The sequence below is a fragment of the Acinetobacter sp. NEB149 genome, from assembly GCF_012516415.1.
GTDB classification, from domain to species: domain Bacteria; phylum Pseudomonadota; class Gammaproteobacteria; order Pseudomonadales; family Moraxellaceae; genus Acinetobacter; species Acinetobacter lwoffii_V.
Window position 1 is genome coordinate 3,118,051 of the sequence record NZ_CP051208.1, and the last position, 21,534, is coordinate 3,139,584.

A 21,534-nucleotide genomic window follows, 5' to 3' on the forward strand; every position below is an offset into this window, starting at 1 on the left:
TTTAAGTCTGGAAGTTGGTTTTGTTGATCATATCATTCAAATCCGTGAAAGTTTGACCAGTAACTAGAATATTGACACTTTGAGTATCTGCCGCATTATGTATATCAATTGTGTTACCACTCACTGATACAAACTGACTTAAGGTATTAATATTGCCATTCCATCCCAAAGCATCCAATAAAGCCTTAGCATCAATTTTATCGCCCTGTGCCTTACTAAAATCTGTAATAGTATCCGTCAAACCATCTGAATCGCCTTGTATCCAAACGAAAGTATCCGCACCTAAACCACCTGTTAAAGTATCAGTGCCTGGACCACCAATCAAAATATCATCACCAGCACCACCATTGAGAATATCGGTTCCAGCACCACCATTTAAATAGTCATATCCATCATCACCATTTAAAGTGTCATTACCGACCCCTCCATATAAATAGTCATGACCCACCCCTCCGTTTAAGGTGTCATTGCCAGCACCACCATAAATCATGTCGTTACCAGCACCACCACTTATCGTATCATTACCAGCATATCCACGAATCAAATCATTGCTCGTTGTACCGTTTAATGTTTGAGCAGACTCTGAACCAGTAGTAACAGTGTTCGTTGTCTGGCTAATATCAACCGTAAAGGTCTGAGGAGCAGTTGTTTTGCTATCACCATTGGATGGTTCTGTGGCAGTAGCTGTCGCTGTCAATGACAAAGTACCCGTATAGTTCTGAGGCGGTAAAATATACAGATATTTCAACTCAGCTCCCGTAAAGCTCCAGCTTCCACCACCATTATCTACGCCTGCACTAAAACTGAAACCTGCTGGTAATCCCCCAATGGTGACCGTTAGATTTTCACTACCACTGGTATCCGTTAGATTGGCTGCCAAGTTTAATTTTATCGGTGAACCATAGGTACCACCTGCTGCCGTGAAAGTTGCACTTGATAAGGCAAAAGATGAGTCCTTGGCCCTATCACCACCATTTAAAATCAACCATTGGAAAGTATAAATACCTGTTTGAGTCGCAACAAGACTATAAGAACCCGTACCAGTAGTATTAGGGAATTTCATCTCAGTTGCATCAACTAAAATGGTCTGTTTGGTTCCATCTGGTGCAGTTACGATTAAAGCCGCTATATCGTTAAAGCCTTGCTGTACTTCGCTTGCAATATTTTCTCCATTAGTAAAGGTATAGTTCCAAGTGACCGTATCACCAGTGGTCATATTGTGTTGTACTTCGTTGATTTTTCCATCGATAATATCTACAAACCCAGGATCATTCACATTTGGACCAACAGGGTCAAAACGATTATCTAAATAACCAGATGTTACACCTAACTCCAGCTCAAGATTGGCTTGGCTTACACCATTACCAGAATCTTGAACTCCTGGATTGACTGCAACATCAGACGAACCTGTTGAGATAATCGTTGCACCCTGTTGAAGTACATATGCATTCGCAACAGATAATAAAGGCATATCTGCAACAGCCGAAACAGTAAGTGTCAAGGTTGATGTGCTAGTCGCCGTACCATCAGATACAGTATAAGTTACTAATGGTACAGTACCTTTATAATCCAGTGCTGGTGTAAAAGTATAACTGCCATTGCCATTAATAATTAGACTGCCTACACCCGTAATCGTCGCGGTTTGACCTGCGTTAAATGTACCTGCCACACCTGCAACTGTGAATTGTGTAATAGTCAGCGCACTACCCTCAACATCACTGTCATTTGACAATAAACCATTCGTCGGATTGACTGTTAAAGTCGTGTCTTCCGCTGTGGTATTGGTATCAGCAGCTGCAACTGGCGCTTCATTTACATCCTGCTCGTTCAGCGTCACGTTGATGTTGCTGCTGTTGGTGCCATCAGTTGCTGTCACCACCAGGTTGTGGATGTTCGCCAGGGTCTCGAAGTCATTGGCCGCAGCAGCCACTCCCGCTGCGGTCAGGCTGATCTCACCCGTGCTGGCGTCGATCTCGAACCAGCCATTGCCGTTGCCACTGCTGATGCTGTAGCTCAGCGTGGTGCCAGCATCGGCATCAGTCGCCTTAACCGTGCCGATCACATAGGCATCGCTGCTGTTCTCGTCATAGTTAAATGTATAAGACGCAACTGGCGTGCCTGGATTGTTTGGATCTTCAAACACTGGCGCGTTGTCATTTACATCCTGCTCGTTCAGCGTCACGTTGATGTTGCTGCTGTTGGTGCCATCAGTTGCTGTCACCACCAGGTTGTGGATGTTCGCCAGGGTCTCGAAGTCATTGGCCGCAGCAGCCACTCCCGCTGCGGTCAGGCTGATCTCACCCGTGCTGGCGTCGATCTCGAACCAGCCATTGCCGTTGCCACTGCTGATGCTGTAGCTCAGCGTGGTGCCAGCATCGGCATCAGTCGCCTTAACCGTGCCGATCACATAGGCATCGCTGCTGTTCTCGTCATAGTTAAATGTATAAGACGCAACTGGCGTGCCTGGATTGTTTGGATCTTCAAACACTGGCGCGTTGTCATTTACATCCTGCTCGTTCAGCGTCACGTTGATGTTGCTGCTGTTGGTGCCATCAGTTGCTGTCACCACCAGGTTGTGGATGTTCGCCAGGGTCTCGAAGTCATTGGCCGCAGCAGCCACTCCCGCTGCGGTCAGGCTGATCTCACCCGTGCTGGCGTCGATCTCGAACCAGCCATTGCCGTTGCCACTGCTGATGCTGTAGCTCAGCGTGGTGCCAGCATCGGCATCAGTCGCCTTAACCGTGCCGATCACATAGGCATCGCTGCTGTTCTCGTCATAGTTAAATGTATAAGACGCAACTGGCGTGCCTGGATTGTTTGGATCTTCAAACACTGGCGCGTTGTCATTTACATCCTGCTCGTTCAGCGTCACGTTGATGTTGCTGCTGTTGGTGCCATCAGTTGCTGTCACCACCAGGTTGTGGATGTTCGCCAGGGTCTCGAAGTCATTGGCCGCAGCAGCCACTCCCGCTGCGGTCAGGCTGATCTCACCCGTGCTGGCGTCGATCTCGAACCAGCCATTGCCGTTGCCACTGCTGATGCTGTAGCTCAGCGTGGTGCCAGCATCGGCATCAGTCGCCTTAACCGTGCCGATCACATAGGCATCGCTGCTGTTCTCGTCATAGTTAAATGTATAAGACGCAACTGGCGTGCCTGGATTGTTTGGATCTTCAAACACTGGCGCGTTGTCATTTACATCCTGCTCGTTCAGCGTCACGTTGATGTTGCTGCTGTTGGTGCCATCAGTTGCTGTCACCACCAGGTTGTGGATGTTCGCCAGGGTCTCGAAGTCATTGGCCGCAGCAGCCACTCCCGCTGCGGTCAGGCTGATCTCACCCGTGCTGGCGTCGATCTCGAACCAGCCATTGCCGTTGCCACTGCTGATGCTGTAGCTCAGCGTGGTGCCAGCATCGGCATCAGTCGCCTTAACCGTGCCGATCACATAGGCATCGCTGCTGTTCTCGTCATAGTTAAATGTATAAGACGCAACTGGCGTGCCTGGATTGTTTGGATCTTCAAACACTGGCGCGTTGTCATTTACATCCTGCTCGTTCAGCGTCACGTTGATGTTGCTGCTGTTGGTGCCATCAGTTGCTGTCACCACCAGGTTGTGGATGTTCGCCAGGGTCTCGAAGTCATTGGCCGCAGCAGCCACTCCCGCTGCGGTCAGGCTGATCTCACCCGTGCTGGCGTCGATCTCGAACCAGCCATTGCCGTTGCCACTGCTGATGCTGTAGCTCAGCGTGGTGCCAGCATCGGCATCAGTCGCCTTAACCGTGCCGATCACATAGGCATCGCTGCTGTTCTCGTCATAGTTAAATGTATAAGACGCAACTGGCGTGCCTGGATTGTTTGGATCTTCAAACACTGGCGCGTTGTCATTTACATCCTGCTCGTTCAGCGTCACGTTGATGTTGCTGCTGTTGGTGCCATCAGTTGCTGTCACCACCAGGTTGTGGATGTTCGCCAGGGTCTCGAAGTCATTGGCCGCAGCAGCCACTCCCGCTGCGGTCAGGCTGATCTCACCCGTGCTGGCGTCGATCTCGAACCAGCCATTGCCGTTGCCACTGCTGATGCTGTAGCTCAGCGTGGTGCCAGCATCGGCATCAGTCGCCTTAACCGTGCCGATCACATAGGCATCGCTGCTGTTCTCGTCATAGTTAAATGTATAAGACGCAACTGGCGTGCCTGGATTGTTTGGATCTTCAAACACTGGCGCGTTGTCATTTACATCCTGCTCGTTCAGCGTCACGTTGATGTTGCTGCTGTTGGTGCCATCAGTTGCTGTCACCACCAGGTTGTGGATGTTCGCCAGGGTCTCGAAGTCATTGGCCGCAGCAGCCACTCCCGCTGCGGTCAGGCTGATCTCACCCGTGCTGGCGTCGATCTCGAACCAGCCATTGCCGTTGCCACTGCTGATGCTGTAGCTCAGCGTGGTGCCAGCATCGGCATCAGTCGCCTTAACCGTGCCGATCACATAGGCATCGCTGCTGTTCTCGTCATAGTTAAATGTATAAGACGCAACTGGCGTGCCTGGATTGTTTGGATCTTCAAACACTGGCGCGTTGTCATTTACATCCTGCTCGTTCAGCGTCACGTTGATGTTGCTGCTGTTGGTGCCATCAGTTGCTGTCACCACCAGGTTGTGGATGTTCGCCAGGGTCTCGAAGTCATTGGCCGCAGCAGCCACTCCCGCTGCGGTCAGGCTGATCTCACCCGTGCTGGCGTCGATCTCGAACCAGCCATTGCCGTTGCCACTGCTGATGCTGTAGCTCAGCGTGGTGCCAGCATCGGCATCAGTCGCCTTAACCGTGCCGATCACATAGGCATCGCTGCTGTTCTCGTCATAGTTAAATGTATAAGACGCAACTGGCGTGCCTGGATTGTTTGGATCTTCAAACACTGGCGCGTTGTCATTTACATCCTGCTCGTTCAGCGTCACGTTGATGTTGCTGCTGTTGGTGCCATCAGTTGCTGTCACCACCAGGTTGTGGATGTTCGCCAGGGTCTCGAAGTCATTGGCCGCAGCAGCCACTCCCGCTGCGGTCAGGCTGATCTCACCCGTGCTGGCGTCGATCTCGAACCAGCCATTGCCGTTGCCACTGCTGATGCTGTAGCTCAGCGTGGTGCCAGCATCGGCATCAGTCGCCTTAACCGTGCCGATCACATAGGCATCGCTGCTGTTCTCGTCATAGTTAAATGTATAAGACGCAACTGGCGTGCCTGGATTGTTTGGATCTTCAAACACTGGCGCGTTGTCATTTACATCCTGCTCGTTCAGCGTCACGTTGATGTTGCTGCTGTTGGTGCCATCAGTTGCTGTCACCACCAGGTTGTGGATGTTCGCCAGGGTCTCGAAGTCATTGGCCGCAGCAGCCACTCCCGCTGCGGTCAGGCTGATCTCACCCGTGCTGGCGTCGATCTCGAACCAGCCATTGCCGTTGCCACTGCTGATGCTGTAGCTCAGCGTGGTGCCAGCATCGGCATCAGTCGCCTTAACCGTGCCGATCACATAGGCATCGCTGCTGTTCTCGTCATAGTTAAATGTATAAGACGCAACTGGCGTGCCTGGATTGTTTGGATCTTCAAACACTGGCGCGTTGTCATTTACATCCTGCTCGTTCAGCGTCACGTTGATGTTGCTGCTGTTGGTGCCATCAGTTGCTGTCACCACCAGGTTGTGGATGTTCGCCAGGGTCTCGAAGTCATTGGCCGCAGCAGCCACTCCCGCTGCGGTCAGGCTGATCTCACCCGTGCTGGCGTCGATCTCGAACCAGCCATTGCCGTTGCCACTGCTGATGCTGTAGCTCAGCGTGGTGCCAGCATCGGCATCAGTCGCCTTAACCGTGCCGATCACATAGGCATCGCTGCTGTTCTCGTCATAGTTAAATGTATAAGACGCAACTGGCGTGCCTGGATTGTTTGGATCTTCAAACACTGGCGCGTTGTCATTTACATCCTGCTCGTTCAGCGTCACGTTGATGTTGCTGCTGTTGGTGCCATCAGTTGCTGTCACCACCAGGTTGTGGATGTTCGCCAGGGTCTCGAAGTCATTGGCCGCAGCAGCCACTCCCGCTGCGGTCAGGCTGATCTCACCCGTGCTGGCGTCGATCTCGAACCAGCCATTGCCGTTGCCACTGCTGATGCTGTAGCTCAGCGTGGTGCCAGCATCGGCATCAGTCGCCTTAACCGTGCCGATCACATAGGCATCGCTGCTGTTCTCGTCATAGTTAAATGTATAAGACGCAACTGGCGTGCCTGGATTGTTTGGATCTTCAAACACTGGCGCGTTGTCATTTACATCCTGCTCGTTCAGCGTCACGTTGATGTTGCTGCTGTTGGTGCCATCAGTTGCTGTCACCACCAGGTTGTGGATGTTCGCCAGGGTCTCGAAGTCATTGGCCGCAGCAGCCACTCCCGCTGCGGTCAGGCTGATCTCACCCGTGCTGGCGTCGATCTCGAACCAGCCATTGCCGTTGCCACTGCTGATGCTGTAGCTCAGCGTGGTGCCAGCATCGGCATCAGTCGCCTTAACCGTGCCGATCACATAGGCATCGCTGCTGTTCTCGTCATAGTTAAATGTATAAGACGCAACTGGCGTGCCTGGATTGTTTGGATCTTCAAACACTGGCGCGTTGTCATTTACATCCTGCTCGTTCAGCGTCACGTTGATGTTGCTGCTGTTGGTGCCATCAGTTGCTGTCACCACCAGGTTGTGGATGTTCGCCAGGGTCTCGAAGTCATTGGCCGCAGCAGCCACTCCCGCTGCGGTCAGGCTGATCTCACCCGTGCTGGCGTCGATCTCGAACCAGCCATTGCCGTTGCCACTGCTGATGCTGTAGCTCAGCGTGGTGCCAGCATCGGCATCAGTCGCCTTAACCGTGCCGATCACATAGGCATCGCTGCTGTTCTCGTCATAGTTAAATGTATAAGACGCAACTGGCGTGCCTGGATTGTTTGGATCTTCAAACACTGGCGCGTTGTCATTTACATCCTGCTCGTTCAGCGTCACGTTGATGTTGCTGCTGTTGGTGCCATCAGTTGCTGTCACCACCAGGTTGTGGATGTTCGCCAGGGTCTCGAAGTCATTGGCCGCAGCAGCCACTCCCGCTGCGGTCAGGCTGATCTCACCCGTGCTGGCGTCGATCTCGAACCAGCCATTGCCGTTGCCACTGCTGATGCTGTAGCTCAGCGTGGTGCCAGCATCGGCATCAGTCGCCTTAACCGTGCCGATCACATAGGCATCGCTGCTGTTCTCGTCATAGTTAAATGTATAAGACGCAACTGGCGTGCCTGGATTGTTTGGATCTTCAAACACTGGCGCGTTGTCATTTACATCCTGCTCGTTCAGCGTCACGTTGATGTTGCTGCTGTTGGTGCCATCAGTTGCTGTCACCACCAGGTTGTGGATGTTCGCCAGGGTCTCGAAGTCATTGGCCGCAGCAGCCACTCCCGCTGCGGTCAGGCTGATCTCACCCGTGCTGGCGTCGATCTCGAACCAGCCATTGCCGTTGCCACTGCTGATGCTGTAGCTCAGCGTGGTGCCAGCATCGGCATCAGTCGCCTTAACCGTGCCGATCACATAGGCATCGCTGCTGTTCTCGTCATAGTTAAATGTATAAGACGCAACTGGCGTGCCTGGATTGTTTGGATCTTCAAACACTGGCGCGTTGTCATTTACATCCTGCTCGTTCAGCGTCACGTTGATGTTGCTGCTGTTGGTGCCATCAGTTGCTGTCACCACCAGGTTGTGGATGTTCGCCAGGGTCTCGAAGTCATTGGCCGCAGCAGCCACTCCCGCTGCGGTCAGGCTGATCTCACCCGTGCTGGCGTCGATCTCGAACCAGCCATTGCCGTTGCCACTGCTGATGCTGTAGCTCAGCGTGGTGCCAGCATCGGCATCAGTCGCCTTAACCGTGCCGATCACATAGGCATCGCTGCTGTTCTCGTCATAGTTAAATGTATAAGACGCAACTGGCGTGCCTGGATTGTTTGGATCTTCAAACACTGGCGCGTTGTCATTTACATCCTGCTCGTTCAGCGTCACGTTGATGTTGCTGCTGTTGGTGCCATCAGTTGCTGTCACCACCAGGTTGTGGATGTTCGCCAGGGTCTCGAAGTCATTGGCCGCAGCAGCCACTCCCGCTGCGGTCAGGCTGATCTCACCCGTGCTGGCGTCGATCTCGAACCAGCCATTGCCGTTGCCACTGCTGATGCTGTAGCTCAGCGTGGTGCCAGCATCGGCATCAGTCGCCTTAACCGTGCCGATCACATAGGCATCGCTGCTGTTCTCGTCATAGTTAAATGTATAAGACGCAACTGGCGTGCCTGGATTGTTTGGATCTTCAAACACTGGCGCGTTGTCATTTACATCCTGCTCGTTCAGCGTCACGTTGATGTTGCTGCTGTTGGTGCCATCAGTTGCTGTCACCACCAGGTTGTGGATGTTCGCCAGGGTCTCGAAGTCATTGGCCGCAGCAGCCACTCCCGCTGCGGTCAGGCTGATCTCACCCGTGCTGGCGTCGATCTCGAACCAGCCATTGCCGTTGCCACTGCTGATGCTGTAGCTCAGCGTGGTGCCAGCATCGGCATCAGTCGCCTTAACCGTGCCGATCACATAGGCATCGCTGCTGTTCTCGTCATAGTTAAATGTATAAGACGCAACTGGCGTGCCTGGATTGTTTGGATCTTCAAACACTGGCGCGTTGTCATTTACATCCTGCTCGTTCAGCGTCACGTTGATGTTGCTGCTGTTGGTGCCATCAGTTGCTGTCACCACCAGGTTGTGGATGTTCGCCAGGGTCTCGAAGTCATTGGCCGCAGCAGCCACTCCCGCTGCGGTCAGGCTGATCTCACCCGTGCTGGCGTCGATCTCGAACCAGCCATTGCCGTTGCCACTGCTGATGCTGTAGCTCAGCGTGGTGCCAGCATCGGCATCAGTCGCCTTAACCGTGCCGATCACATAGGCATCGCTGCTGTTCTCGTCATAGTTAAATGTATAAGACGCAACTGGCGTGCCTGGATTGTTTGGATCTTCAAACACTGGCGCGTTGTCATTTACATCCTGCTCGTTCAGCGTCACGTTGATGTTGCTGCTGTTGGTGCCATCAGTTGCTGTCACCACCAGGTTGTGGATGTTCGCCAGGGTCTCGAAGTCATTGGCCGCAGCAGCCACTCCCGCTGCGGTCAGGCTGATCTCACCCGTGCTGGCGTCGATCTCGAACCAGCCATTGCCGTTGCCACTGCTGATGCTGTAGCTCAGCGTGGTGCCAGCATCGGCATCAGTCGCCTTAACCGTGCCGATCACATAGGCATCGCTGCTGTTCTCGTCATAGTTAAATGTATAAGACGCAACTGGCGTGCCTGGATTGTTTGGATCTTCAAACACTGGCGCGTTGTCATTTACATCCTGCTCGTTCAGCGTCACGTTGATGTTGCTGCTGTTGGTGCCATCAGTTGCTGTCACCACCAGGTTGTGGATGTTCGCCAGGGTCTCGAAGTCATTGGCCGCAGCAGCCACTCCCGCTGCGGTCAGGCTGATCTCACCCGTGCTGGCGTCGATCTCGAACCAGCCATTGCCGTTGCCACTGCTGATGCTGTAGCTCAGCGTGGTGCCAGCATCGGCATCAGTCGCCTTAACCGTGCCGATCACATAGGCATCGCTGCTGTTCTCGTCATAGTTAAATGTATAAGACGCAACTGGCGTGCCTGGATTGTTTGGATCTTCAAACACTGGCGCGTTGTCATTTACATCCTGCTCGTTCAGCGTCACGTTGATGTTGCTGCTGTTGGTGCCATCAGTTGCTGTCACCACCAGGTTGTGGATGTTCGCCAGGGTCTCGAAGTCATTGGCCGCAGCAGCCACTCCCGCTGCGGTCAGGCTGATCTCACCCGTGCTGGCGTCGATCTCGAACCAGCCATTGCCGTTGCCACTGCTGATGCTGTAGCTCAGCGTGGTGCCAGCATCGGCATCAGTCGCCTTAACCGTGCCGATCACATAGGCATCGCTGCTGTTCTCGTCATAGTTAAATGTATAAGACGCAACTGGCGTGCCTGGATTGTTTGGATCTTCAAACACTGGCGCGTTGTCATTTACATCCTGCTCGTTCAGCGTCACGTTGATGTTGCTGCTGTTGGTGCCATCAGTTGCTGTCACCACCAGGTTGTGGATGTTCGCCAGGGTCTCGAAGTCATTGGCCGCAGCAGCCACTCCCGCTGCGGTCAGGCTGATCTCACCCGTGCTGGCGTCGATCTCGAACCAGCCATTGCCGTTGCCACTGCTGATGCTGTAGCTCAGCGTGGTGCCAGCATCGGCATCAGTCGCCTTAACCGTGCCGATCACATAGGCATCGCTGCTGTTCTCGTCATAGTTAAATGTATAAGACGCAACTGGCGTGCCTGGATTGTTTGGATCTTCAAACACTGGCGCGTTGTCATTTACATCCTGCTCGTTCAGCGTCACGTTGATGTTGCTGCTGTTGGTGCCATCAGTTGCTGTCACCACCAGGTTGTGGATGTTCGCCAGGGTCTCGAAGTCATTGGCCGCAGCAGCCACTCCCGCTGCGGTCAGGCTGATCTCACCCGTGCTGGCGTCGATCTCGAACCAGCCATTGCCGTTGCCACTGCTGATGCTGTAGCTCAGCGTGGTGCCAGCATCGGCATCAGTCGCCTTAACCGTGCCGATCACATAGGCATCGCTGCTGTTCTCGTCATAGTTAAATGTATAAGACGCAACTGGCGTGCCTGGATTGTTTGGATCTTCAAACACTGGCGCGTTGTCATTTACATCCTGCTCGTTCAGCGTCACGTTGATGTTGCTGCTGTTGGTGCCATCAGTTGCTGTCACCACCAGGTTGTGGATGTTCGCCAGGGTCTCGAAGTCATTGGCCGCAGCAGCCACTCCCGCTGCGGTCAGGCTGATCTCACCCGTGCTGGCGTCGATCTCGAACCAGCCATTGCCGTTGCCACTGCTGATGCTGTAGCTCAGCGTGGTGCCAGCATCGGCATCAGTCGCCTTAACCGTGCCGATCACATAGGCATCGCTGCTGTTCTCGTCATAGTTAAATGTATAAGACGCAACTGGCGTGCCTGGATTGTTTGGATCTTCAAACACTGGCGCGTTGTCATTTACATCCTGCTCGTTCAGCGTCACGTTGATGTTGCTGCTGTTGGTGCCATCAGTTGCTGTCACCACCAGGTTGTGGATGTTCGCCAGGGTCTCGAAGTCATTGGCCGCAGCAGCCACTCCCGCTGCGGTCAGGCTGATCTCACCCGTGCTGGCGTCGATCTCGAACCAGCCATTGCCGTTGCCACTGCTGATGCTGTAGCTCAGCGTGGTGCCAGCATCGGCATCAGTCGCCTTAACCGTGCCGATCACATAGGCATCGCTGCTGTTCTCGTCATAGTTAAATGTATAAGACGCAACTGGCGTGCCTGGATTGTTTGGATCTTCAAACACTGGCGCGTTGTCATTTACATCCTGCTCGTTCAGCGTCACGTTGATGTTGCTGCTGTTGGTGCCATCAGTTGCTGTCACCACCAGGTTGTGGATGTTCGCCAGGGTCTCGAAGTCATTGGCCGCAGCAGCCACTCCCGCTGCGGTCAGGCTGATCTCACCCGTGCTGGCGTCGATCTCGAACCAGCCATTGCCGTTGCCACTGCTGATGCTGTAGCTCAGCGTGGTGCCAGCATCGGCATCAGTCGCCTTAACCGTGCCGATCACATAGGCATCGCTGCTGTTCTCGTCATAGTTAAATGTATAAGACGCAACTGGCGTGCCTGGATTGTTTGGATCTTCAAACACTGGCGCGTTGTCATTTACATCCTGCTCGTTCAGCGTCACGTTGATGTTGCTGCTGTTGGTGCCATCAGTTGCTGTCACCACCAGGTTGTGGATGTTCGCCAGGGTCTCGAAGTCATTGGCCGCAGCAGCCACTCCCGCTGCGGTCAGGCTGATCTCACCCGTGCTGGCGTCGATCTCGAACCAGCCATTGCCGTTGCCACTGCTGATGCTGTAGCTCAGCGTGGTGCCAGCATCGGCATCAGTCGCCTTAACCGTGCCGATCACATAGGCATCGCTGCTGTTCTCGTCATAGTTAAATGTATAAGACGCAACTGGCGTGCCTGGATTGTTTGGATCTTCAAACACTGGCGCGTTGTCATTTACATCCTGCTCGTTCAGCGTCACGTTGATGTTGCTGCTGTTGGTGCCATCAGTTGCTGTCACCACCAGGTTGTGGATGTTCGCCAGGGTCTCGAAGTCATTGGCCGCAGCAGCCACTCCCGCTGCGGTCAGGCTGATCTCACCCGTGCTGGCGTCGATCTCGAACCAGCCATTGCCGTTGCCACTGCTGATGCTGTAGCTCAGCGTGGTGCCAGCATCGGCATCAGTCGCCTTAACCGTGCCGATCACATAGGCATCGCTGCTGTTCTCGTCATAGTTAAATGTATAAGACGCAACTGGCGTGCCTGGATTGTTTGGATCTTCAAACACTGGCGCGTTGTCATTTACATCCTGCTCGTTCAGCGTCACGTTGATGTTGCTGCTGTTGGTGCCATCAGTTGCTGTCACCACCAGGTTGTGGATGTTCGCCAGGGTCTCGAAGTCATTGGCCGCAGCAGCCACTCCCGCTGCGGTCAGGCTGATCTCACCCGTGCTGGCGTCGATCTCGAACCAGCCATTGCCGTTGCCACTGCTGATGCTGTAGCTCAGCGTGGTGCCAGCATCGGCATCAGTCGCCTTAACCGTGCCGATCACATAGGCATCGCTGCTGTTCTCGTCATAGTTAAATGTATAAGACGCAACTGGCGTGCCTGGATTGTTTGGATCTTCAAACACTGGCGCGTTGTCATTTACATCCTGCTCGTTCAGCGTCACGTTGATGTTGCTGCTGTTGGTGCCATCAGTTGCTGTCACCACCAGGTTGTGGATGTTCGCCAGGGTCTCGAAGTCATTGGCCGCAGCAGCCACTCCCGCTGCGGTCAGGCTGATCTCACCCGTGCTGGCGTCGATCTCGAACCAGCCATTGCCGTTGCCACTGCTGATGCTGTAGCTCAGCGTGGTGCCAGCATCGGCATCAGTCGCCTTAACCGTGCCGATCACATAGGCATCGCTGCTGTTCTCGTCATAGTTAAATGTATAAGACGCAACTGGCGTGCCTGGATTGTTTGGATCTTCAAACACTGGCGCGTTGTCATTTACATCCTGCTCGTTCAGCGTCACGTTGATGTTGCTGCTGTTGGTGCCATCAGTTGCTGTCACCACCAGGTTGTGGATGTTCGCCAGGGTCTCGAAGTCATTGGCCGCAGCAGCCACTCCCGCTGCGGTCAGGCTGATCTCACCCGTGCTGGCGTCGATCTCGAACCAGCCATTGCCGTTGCCACTGCTGATGCTGTAGCTCAGCGTGGTGCCAGCATCGGCATCAGTCGCCTTAACCGTGCCGATCACATAGGCATCGCTGCTGTTCTCGTCATAGTTAAATGTATAAGACGCAACTGGCGTGCCTGGATTGTTTGGATCTTCAAACACTGGCGCGTTGTCATTTACATCCTGCTCGTTCAGCGTCACGTTGATGTTGCTGCTGTTGGTGCCATCAGTTGCTGTCACCACCAGGTTGTGGATGTTCGCCAGGGTCTCGAAGTCATTGGCCGCAGCAGCCACTCCCGCTGCGGTCAGGCTGATCTCACCCGTGCTGGCGTCGATCTCGAACCAGCCATTGCCGTTGCCACTGCTGATGCTGTAGCTCAGCGTGGTGCCAGCATCGGCATCAGTCGCCTTAACCGTGCCGATCACATAGGCATCGCTGCTGTTCTCGTCATAGTTAAATGTATAAGACGCAACTGGCGTGCCTGGATTGTTTGGATCTTCAAACACTGGCGCGTTGTCATTTACATCCTGCTCGTTCAGCGTCACGTTGATGTTGCTGCTGTTGGTGCCATCAGTTGCTGTCACCACCAGGTTGTGGATGTTCGCCAGGGTCTCGAAGTCATTGGCCGCAGCAGCCACTCCCGCTGCGGTCAGGCTGATCTCACCCGTGCTGGCGTCGATCTCGAACCAGCCATTGCCGTTGCCACTGCTGATGCTGTAGCTCAGCGTGGTGCCAGCATCGGCATCAGTCGCCTTAACCGTGCCGATCACATAGGCATCGCTGCTGTTCTCGTCATAGTTAAATGTATAAGACGCAACTGGCGTGCCTGGATTGTTTGGATCTTCAAACACTGGCGCGTTGTCATTTACATCCTGCTCGTTCAGCGTCACGTTGATGTTGCTGCTGTTGGTGCCATCAGTTGCTGTCACCACCAGGTTGTGGATGTTCGCCAGGGTCTCGAAGTCATTGGCCGCAGCAGCCACTCCCGCTGCGGTCAGGCTGATCTCACCCGTGCTGGCGTCGATCTCGAACCAGCCATTGCCGTTGCCACTGCTGATGCTGTAGCTCAGCGTGGTGCCAGCATCGGCATCAGTCGCCTTAACCGTGCCGATCACATAGGCATCGCTGCTGTTCTCGTCATAGTTAAATGTATAAGACGCAACTGGCGTGCCTGGATTGTTTGGATCTTCAAACACTGGCGCGTTGTCATTTACATCCTGCTCGTTCAGCGTCACGTTGATGTTGCTGCTGTTGGTGCCATCAGTTGCTGTCACCACCAGGTTGTGGATGTTCGCCAGGGTCTCGAAGTCATTGGCCGCAGCAGCCACTCCCGCTGCGGTCAGGCTGATCTCACCCGTGCTGGCGTCGATCTCGAACCAGCCATTGCCGTTGCCACTGCTGATGCTGTAGCTCAGCGTGGTGCCAGCATCGGCATCAGTCGCCTTAACCGTGCCGATCACATAGGCATCGCTGCTGTTCTCGTCATAGTTAAATGTATAAGACGCAACTGGCGTGCCTGGATTGTTTGGATCTTCAAACACTGGCGCGTTGTCATTTACATCCTGCTCGTTCAGCGTCACGTTGATGTTGCTGCTGTTGGTGCCATCAGTTGCTGTCACCACCAGGTTGTGGATGTTCGCCAGGGTCTCGAAGTCATTGGCCGCAGCAGCCACTCCCGCTGCGGTCAGGCTGATCTCACCCGTGCTGGCGTCGATCTCGAACCAGCCATTGCCGTTGCCACTGCTGATGCTGTAGCTCAGCGTGGTGCCAGCATCGGCATCAGTCGCCTTAACCGTGCCGATCACATAGGCATCGCTGCTGTTCTCGTCATAGTTAAATGTATAAGACGCAACTGGCGTGCCTGGATTGTTTGGATCTTCAAACACTGGCGCGTTGTCATTTACATCCTGCTCGTTCAGCGTCACGTTGATGTTGCTGCTGTTGGTGCCATCAGTTGCTGTCACCACCAGGTTGTGGATGTTCGCCAGGGTCTCGAAGTCATTGGCCGCAGCAGCCACTCCCGCTGCGGTCAGGCTGATCTCACCCGTGCTGGCGTCGATCTCGAACCAGCCATTGCCGTTGCCACTGCTGATGCTGTAGCTCAGCGTGGTGCCAGCATCGGCATCAGTCGCCTTAACCGTGCCGATCACATAGGCATCGCTGCTGTTCTCGTCATAGTTAAATGTATAAGACGCAACTGGCGTGCCTGGATTGTTTGGATCTTCAAACACTGGCGCGTTGTCATTTACATCCTGCTCGTTCAGCGTCACGTTGATGTTGCTGCTGTTGGTGCCATCAGTTGCTGTCACCACCAGGTTGTGGATGTTCGCCAGGGTCTCGAAGTCATTGGCCGCAGCAGCCACTCCCGCTGCGGTCAGGCTGATCTCACCCGTGCTGGCGTCGATCTCGAACCAGCCATTGCCGTTGCCACTGCTGATGCTGTAGCTCAGCGTGGTGCCAGCATCGGCATCAGTCGCCTTAACCGTGCCGATCACATAGGCATCGCTGCTGTTCTCGTCATAGTTAAATGTATAAGACGCAACTGGCGTGCCTGGATTGTTTGGATCTTCAAACACTGGCGCGTTGTCATTTACATCCTGCTCGTTCAGCGTCACGTTGATGTTGCTGCTGTTGGTGCCATCAGTTGCTGTCACCACCAGGTTGTGGATGTTCGCCAGGGTCTCGAAGTCATTGGCCGCAGCAGCCACTCCCGCTGCGGTCAGGCTGATCTCACCCGTGCTGGCGTCGATCTCGAACCAGCCATTGCCGTTGCCACTGCTGATGCTGTAGCTCAGCGTGGTGCCAGCATCGGCATCAGTCGCCTTAACCGTGCCGATCACATAGGCATCGCTGCTGTTCTCGTCATAGTTAAATGTATAAGACGCAACTGGCGTGCCTGGATTGTTTGGATCTTCAAACACTGGCGCGTTGTCATTTACATCCTGCTCGTTCAGCGTCACGTTGATGTTGCTGCTGTTGGTGCCATCAGTTGCTGTCACCACCAGGTTGTGGATGTTCGCCAGGGTCTCGAAGTCATTGGCCGCAGCAGCCACTCCCGCTGCGGTCAGGCTGATCTCACCCGTGCTGGCGTCGATCTCGAACCAGCCATTGCCGTTGCCACTGCTGATGCTGTAGCTCAGCGTGGTGCCAGCATCGGCATCAGTCGCCTTAACCGTGCCGATCACATAGGCATCGCTGCTGTTCTCGTCATAGTTAAATGTATAAGACGCAACTGGCGTGCCTGGATTGTTTGGATCTTCAAACACTGGCGCGTTGTCATTTACATCCTGCTCGTTCAGCGTCACGTTGATGTTGCTGCTGTTGGTGCCATCAGTTGCTGTCACCACCAGGTTGTGGATGTTCGCCAGGGTCTCGAAGTCATTGGCCGCAGCAGCCACTCCCGCTGCGGTCAGGCTGATCTCACCCGTGCTGGCGTCGATCTCGAACCAGCCATTGCCGTTGCCACTGCTGATGCTGTAGCTCAGCGTGGTGCCAGCATCGGCATCAGTCGCCTTAACCGTGCCGATCACATAGGCATCGCTGCTGTTCTCGTCATAGTTAAATGTATAAGACGCAACTGGCGTGCCTGGATTGTTTGGATCTTCAAACACTGGCGCGTTGTCATTTACATCCTGCTCGTTCAGCGTCACGTTGATGTTGCTGCTGTTGGTGCCATCAGTTGCTGTCACCACCAGGTTGTGGATGTTCGCCAGGGTCTCGAAGTCATTGGCCGCAGCAGCCACTCCCGCTGCGGTCAGGCTGATCTCACCCGTGCTGGCGTCGATCTCGAACCAGCCATTGCCGTTGCCACTGCTGATGCTGTAGCTCAGCGTGGTGCCAGCATCGGCATCAGTCGCCTTAACCGTGCCGATCACATAGGCATCGCTGCTGTTCTCGTCATAGTTAAATGTATAAGACGCAACTGGCGTGCCTGGATTGTTTGGATCTTCAAACACTGGCGCGTTGTCATTTACATCCTGCTCGTTCAGCGTCACGTTGATGTTGCTGCTGTTGGTGCCATCAGTTGCTGTCACCACCAGGTTGTGGATGTTCGCCAGGGTCTCGAAGTCATTGGCCGCAGCAGCCACTCCCGCTGCGGTCAGGCTGATCTCACCCGTGCTGGCGTCGATCTCGAACCAGCCATTGCCGTTGCCACTGCTGATGCTGTAGCTCAGCGTGGTGCCAGCATCGGCATCAGTCGCCTTAACCGTGCCGATCACATAGGCATCGCTGCTGTTCTCGTCATAGTTAAATGTATAAGACGCAACTGGCGTGCCTGGATTGTTTGGATCTTCAAACACTGGCGCGTTGTCATTTACATCCTGCTCGTTCAGCGTCACGTTGATGTTGCTGCTGTTGGTGCCATCAGTTGCTGTCACCACCAGGTTGTGGATGTTCGCCAGGGTCTCGAAGTCATTGGCCGCAGCAGCCACTCCCGCTGCGGTCAGGCTGATCTCACCCGTGCTGGCGTCGATCTCGAACCAGCCATTGCCGTTGCCACTGCTGATGCTGTAGCTCAGCGTGGTGCCAGCATCGGCATCAGTCGCCTTAACCGTGCCGATCACATAGGCATCGCTGCTGTTCTCGTCATAGTTAAATGTATAAGACGCAACTGGCGTGCCTGGATTGTTTGGATCTTCAAACACTGGCGCGTTGTCATTTACATCCTGCTCGTTCAGCGTCACGTTGATGTTGCTGCTGTTGGTGCCATCAGTTGCTGTCACCACCAGGTTGTGGATGTTCGCCAGGGTCTCGAAGTCATTGGCCGCAGCAGCCACTCCCGCTGCGGTCAGGCTGATCTCACCCGTGCTGGCGTCGATCTCGAACCAGCCATTGCCGTTGCCACTGCTGATGCTGTAGCTCAGCGTGGTGCCAGCATCGGCATCAGTCGCCTTAACCGTGCCGATCACATAGGCATCGCTGCTGTTCTCGTCATAGTTAAATGTATAAGACGCAACTGGCGTGCCTGGATTGTTTGGATCTTCAAACACTGGCGCGTTGTCATTTACATCCTGCTCGTTCAGCGTCACGTTGATGTTGCTGCTGTTGGTGCCATCAGTTGCTGTCACCACCAGGTTGTGGATGTTCGCCAGGGTCTCGAAGTCATTGGCCGCAGCAGCCACTCCCGCTGCGGTCAGGCTGATCTCACCCGTGCTGGCGTCGATCTCGAACCAGCCATTGCCGTTGCCACTGCTGATGCTGTAGCTCAGCGTGGTGCCAGCATCGGCATCAGTCGCCTTAACCGTGCCGATCACATAGGCATCGCTGCTGTTCTCGTCATAGTTAAATGTATAAGACGCAACTGGCGTGCCTGGATTGTTTGGATCTTCAAACACTGGCGCGTTGTCATTTACATCCTGCTCGTTCAGCGTCACGTTGATGTTGGTCGCGTTGTTGCTCGCATCGGTCGCGGTCACGGTGATGCTATGCGCTGGCAAGCCATTTTCATAGTCATTCGCCGCAGACGCAGCTCCTGCTGCGGTCAGGGTGATTTCACCTGTATTTGCATTAATCGCATACCAGCCATCTGTGTTTCCGCCTGTGATGCTGTACGTCACTGTGCCTGCTTCTGGATCGGCGGCTGCAACCTGACCTAACACCGTGCCAGAGGCACTGTTTTCATTATAGTCAAAGCTGTACGACGCAACTGGCGTGCCTGGATTCGCCGGGTCTTCAAACACCGGCGCTTCATTCACATCCTGTTCATTCAGGGTCACGTTGATGTTGACTGTCGCTGTATTGGACACGACACCATTGCTGTCGGTCACGGTATAGGTGAAGCTGTCCGAGGTGGTTTCTGAACCATTATGCACATAGCTCACGGTGCCATTGGCATTCACCGTCACTGTACCGTTGGCTGGTGCGCCCACGATGGTCACCACACCTGATGGCGTACCGTCTTCGGCATCGGTGTCGTTGCCCTTGACCGCTATCACCACCGTATCACCTTCGTCCACCGTCGCTGTGTCATTCAAGGCAACTGGCGCATCATTGACTGGATTGACGGTGATATTCACGGTCGCTGTATTGGACACGACACCATTGCTGTCGGTCACGGTATAGGTGAAGCTGTCCGAGGTGGTTTCTGAACCATCATGTACATAGCTCACGGTGCCATTGGCATTCACCGTCACGGTACCGTTGGCTGGTGCGCCCACGATGGTCACCACACCTGCTGGCGTACCGTCTTCGGCATCGGTGTCGTTGCCCTTGACCGCTATCACCACGGTGTCACCTTCGTCCACCGTCGCTGTGTCGTCATTCGCCACTGGCGCATCATTGACTGGATTGACGGTGATGTTGACTGTCGCTGTATTGGACACGACACCATTGCTGTCGGTCACGGTATAGGTGAAGCTGTCCGAGGTGGTTTCTGAACCATTATGCACATAGCTCACGGTGCCATTGGCATTCACCGTCACGGTACCATTGGCTGGTCCACCCACGATGGTCACCACACCTGATGGGGTTCCGTCTTCGGCATCCGTATCGTTGCCTTTGACCGCAATCACCACCGTATCACCTTCGTCCACCGTCGCTGTGTCGTCATTCGCCACTGGCGCAATACTGATGATCTGATTCGCCGTCGACGTACCACCTTGGCCATCGCTGATGCTGTAGTTAAAGCTTTCTTGACCGCTAAAGCCTGTGTTCGGGGTGAAGGTAATGGTGCCTTGGGCATCAATGTTTACCACACCGTTCGGGGTGTTGATTTGTTGTGCGGTGCCCGGGGTCAAGGTCACGCCATTGATCGCGGTGATGGTCAATGGGTTGCCATCTGCATCGGTATCATTTGCCAATGGGTTTAAGGTCACTGGCGTGTTGAATGCGGTGTTGTACGTGTCATCGCTTGCAACAGGTGGTGTGTTTGGTGCTGCTGAAACGTTGATGGTTCCAGTCGCTGTTGAGCTGCCACCTTGGCCATCGCTGATGCTGTAGTTAAAGGTCTCTTGACCGCTAAAGCCTGCGTTCGGTGTGAAGGTAATGGTGCCTTGGGCATCAATGTTTACCACACCGTTCGGGGTGTTGATTTGTTGGGCGGTGCCTGGGGTCAAGGTTACGCCATTGATCGCGGTGATGGTCAGGGTGCCACCGTCTGCATCGCTGTCATTCGCCAATGGAGTTAAGGTTACTGGCGTGTTGTATGCGGTGTTGTACGTGTCATCGCTTGCAACAGGTGGTGTGTTTGGTGCTGCTGCAACGTTGATGGTTTCTGTTGCTGTTGAGCTGCCACCTTGGCCATCGCTGATGCTGTAGTTGAAGCTTTCTTGTCCAGTAAAGCCATTGTTCGGGGTGAAGGTAATGGTGCCTTGGGCATCAATGTTCACCACACCGTTCGGGGTGTTGATTTGTTGGGCGGTGCCCGGGGTCAAGGTCACACCATTGATCGCGGTGATGGTCAATGGGTTGCCATCTGCATCGCTGTCATTTGCCAATGGGTTGAGTGCCACTGGCGTGTTGAATGCGGTGTTGTACGTGTCATCGCTTGCGACAGGTGGCGTGTTTGGTGTAGGTGCAAATGGAGACAAAGGTGTCCAACTACCACCACCCAAACCATGCTCAAATGGTTTGATAACTGAAGATAATATTGGGTACTCAATTCCTAAAGGCGGAATATTATCTACCACTCGGTTCAACATTAAAGGTTTGATGCCATCGGCGACAGATGTTTCGCCCACACGAGTAAGTTGAACAAAACGATGACCACCTTGAGTTACATCAGGATCGCCATCAAAGGACTCTCCCGCAATTTCAACATAATCTTTACCTTCTTTTTTAAATACTCGACCATCATCCAAACGAACAACATCATTTTGTTGTTCTGTATCATTCATTTGCTGAAATGATTTTGCAAAATTTACAATTTTATCTAGATCCGAGTTTGGTTCACCTAGCAAAGAATTGAGGCTAAAATTGCCGTCATTATTGATTAAATCTTTACCATGAATTTCAACAACTCGGCCATTTGAAAGCTGCAACACGACACTACTTTCTTCTGAAAGATGCAATACATCTTTCACCTGAAGCTTTGCCCCCTTTTTTAGAATTATTTTTTTATTTGTCTTTGAAAAACGCCAAACATCACCATCCACAGAGATTATTTTTACCGATGTATTCATTTATAACTTTACCTCAATTTGAAAGTTTAGCCATATCAATTATTTAT

1 protein-coding gene is annotated in these 21,534 nt (G+C 53.8%); it reads right to left on the bottom strand.

All coding sequences use genetic code 11. From position 1 onward, the window contains the following. Position 1: 1 nt before the first annotated feature. Positions 2-21,388: a cadherin domain-containing protein gene (locus HGD77_RS15080; protein WP_168730939.1), complete on the bottom strand. Its 21,387-nt coding sequence runs from the start codon at positions 21,386-21,388 to the stop codon at positions 2-4. Positions 21,389-21,534 lie beyond the last annotated feature (146 nt).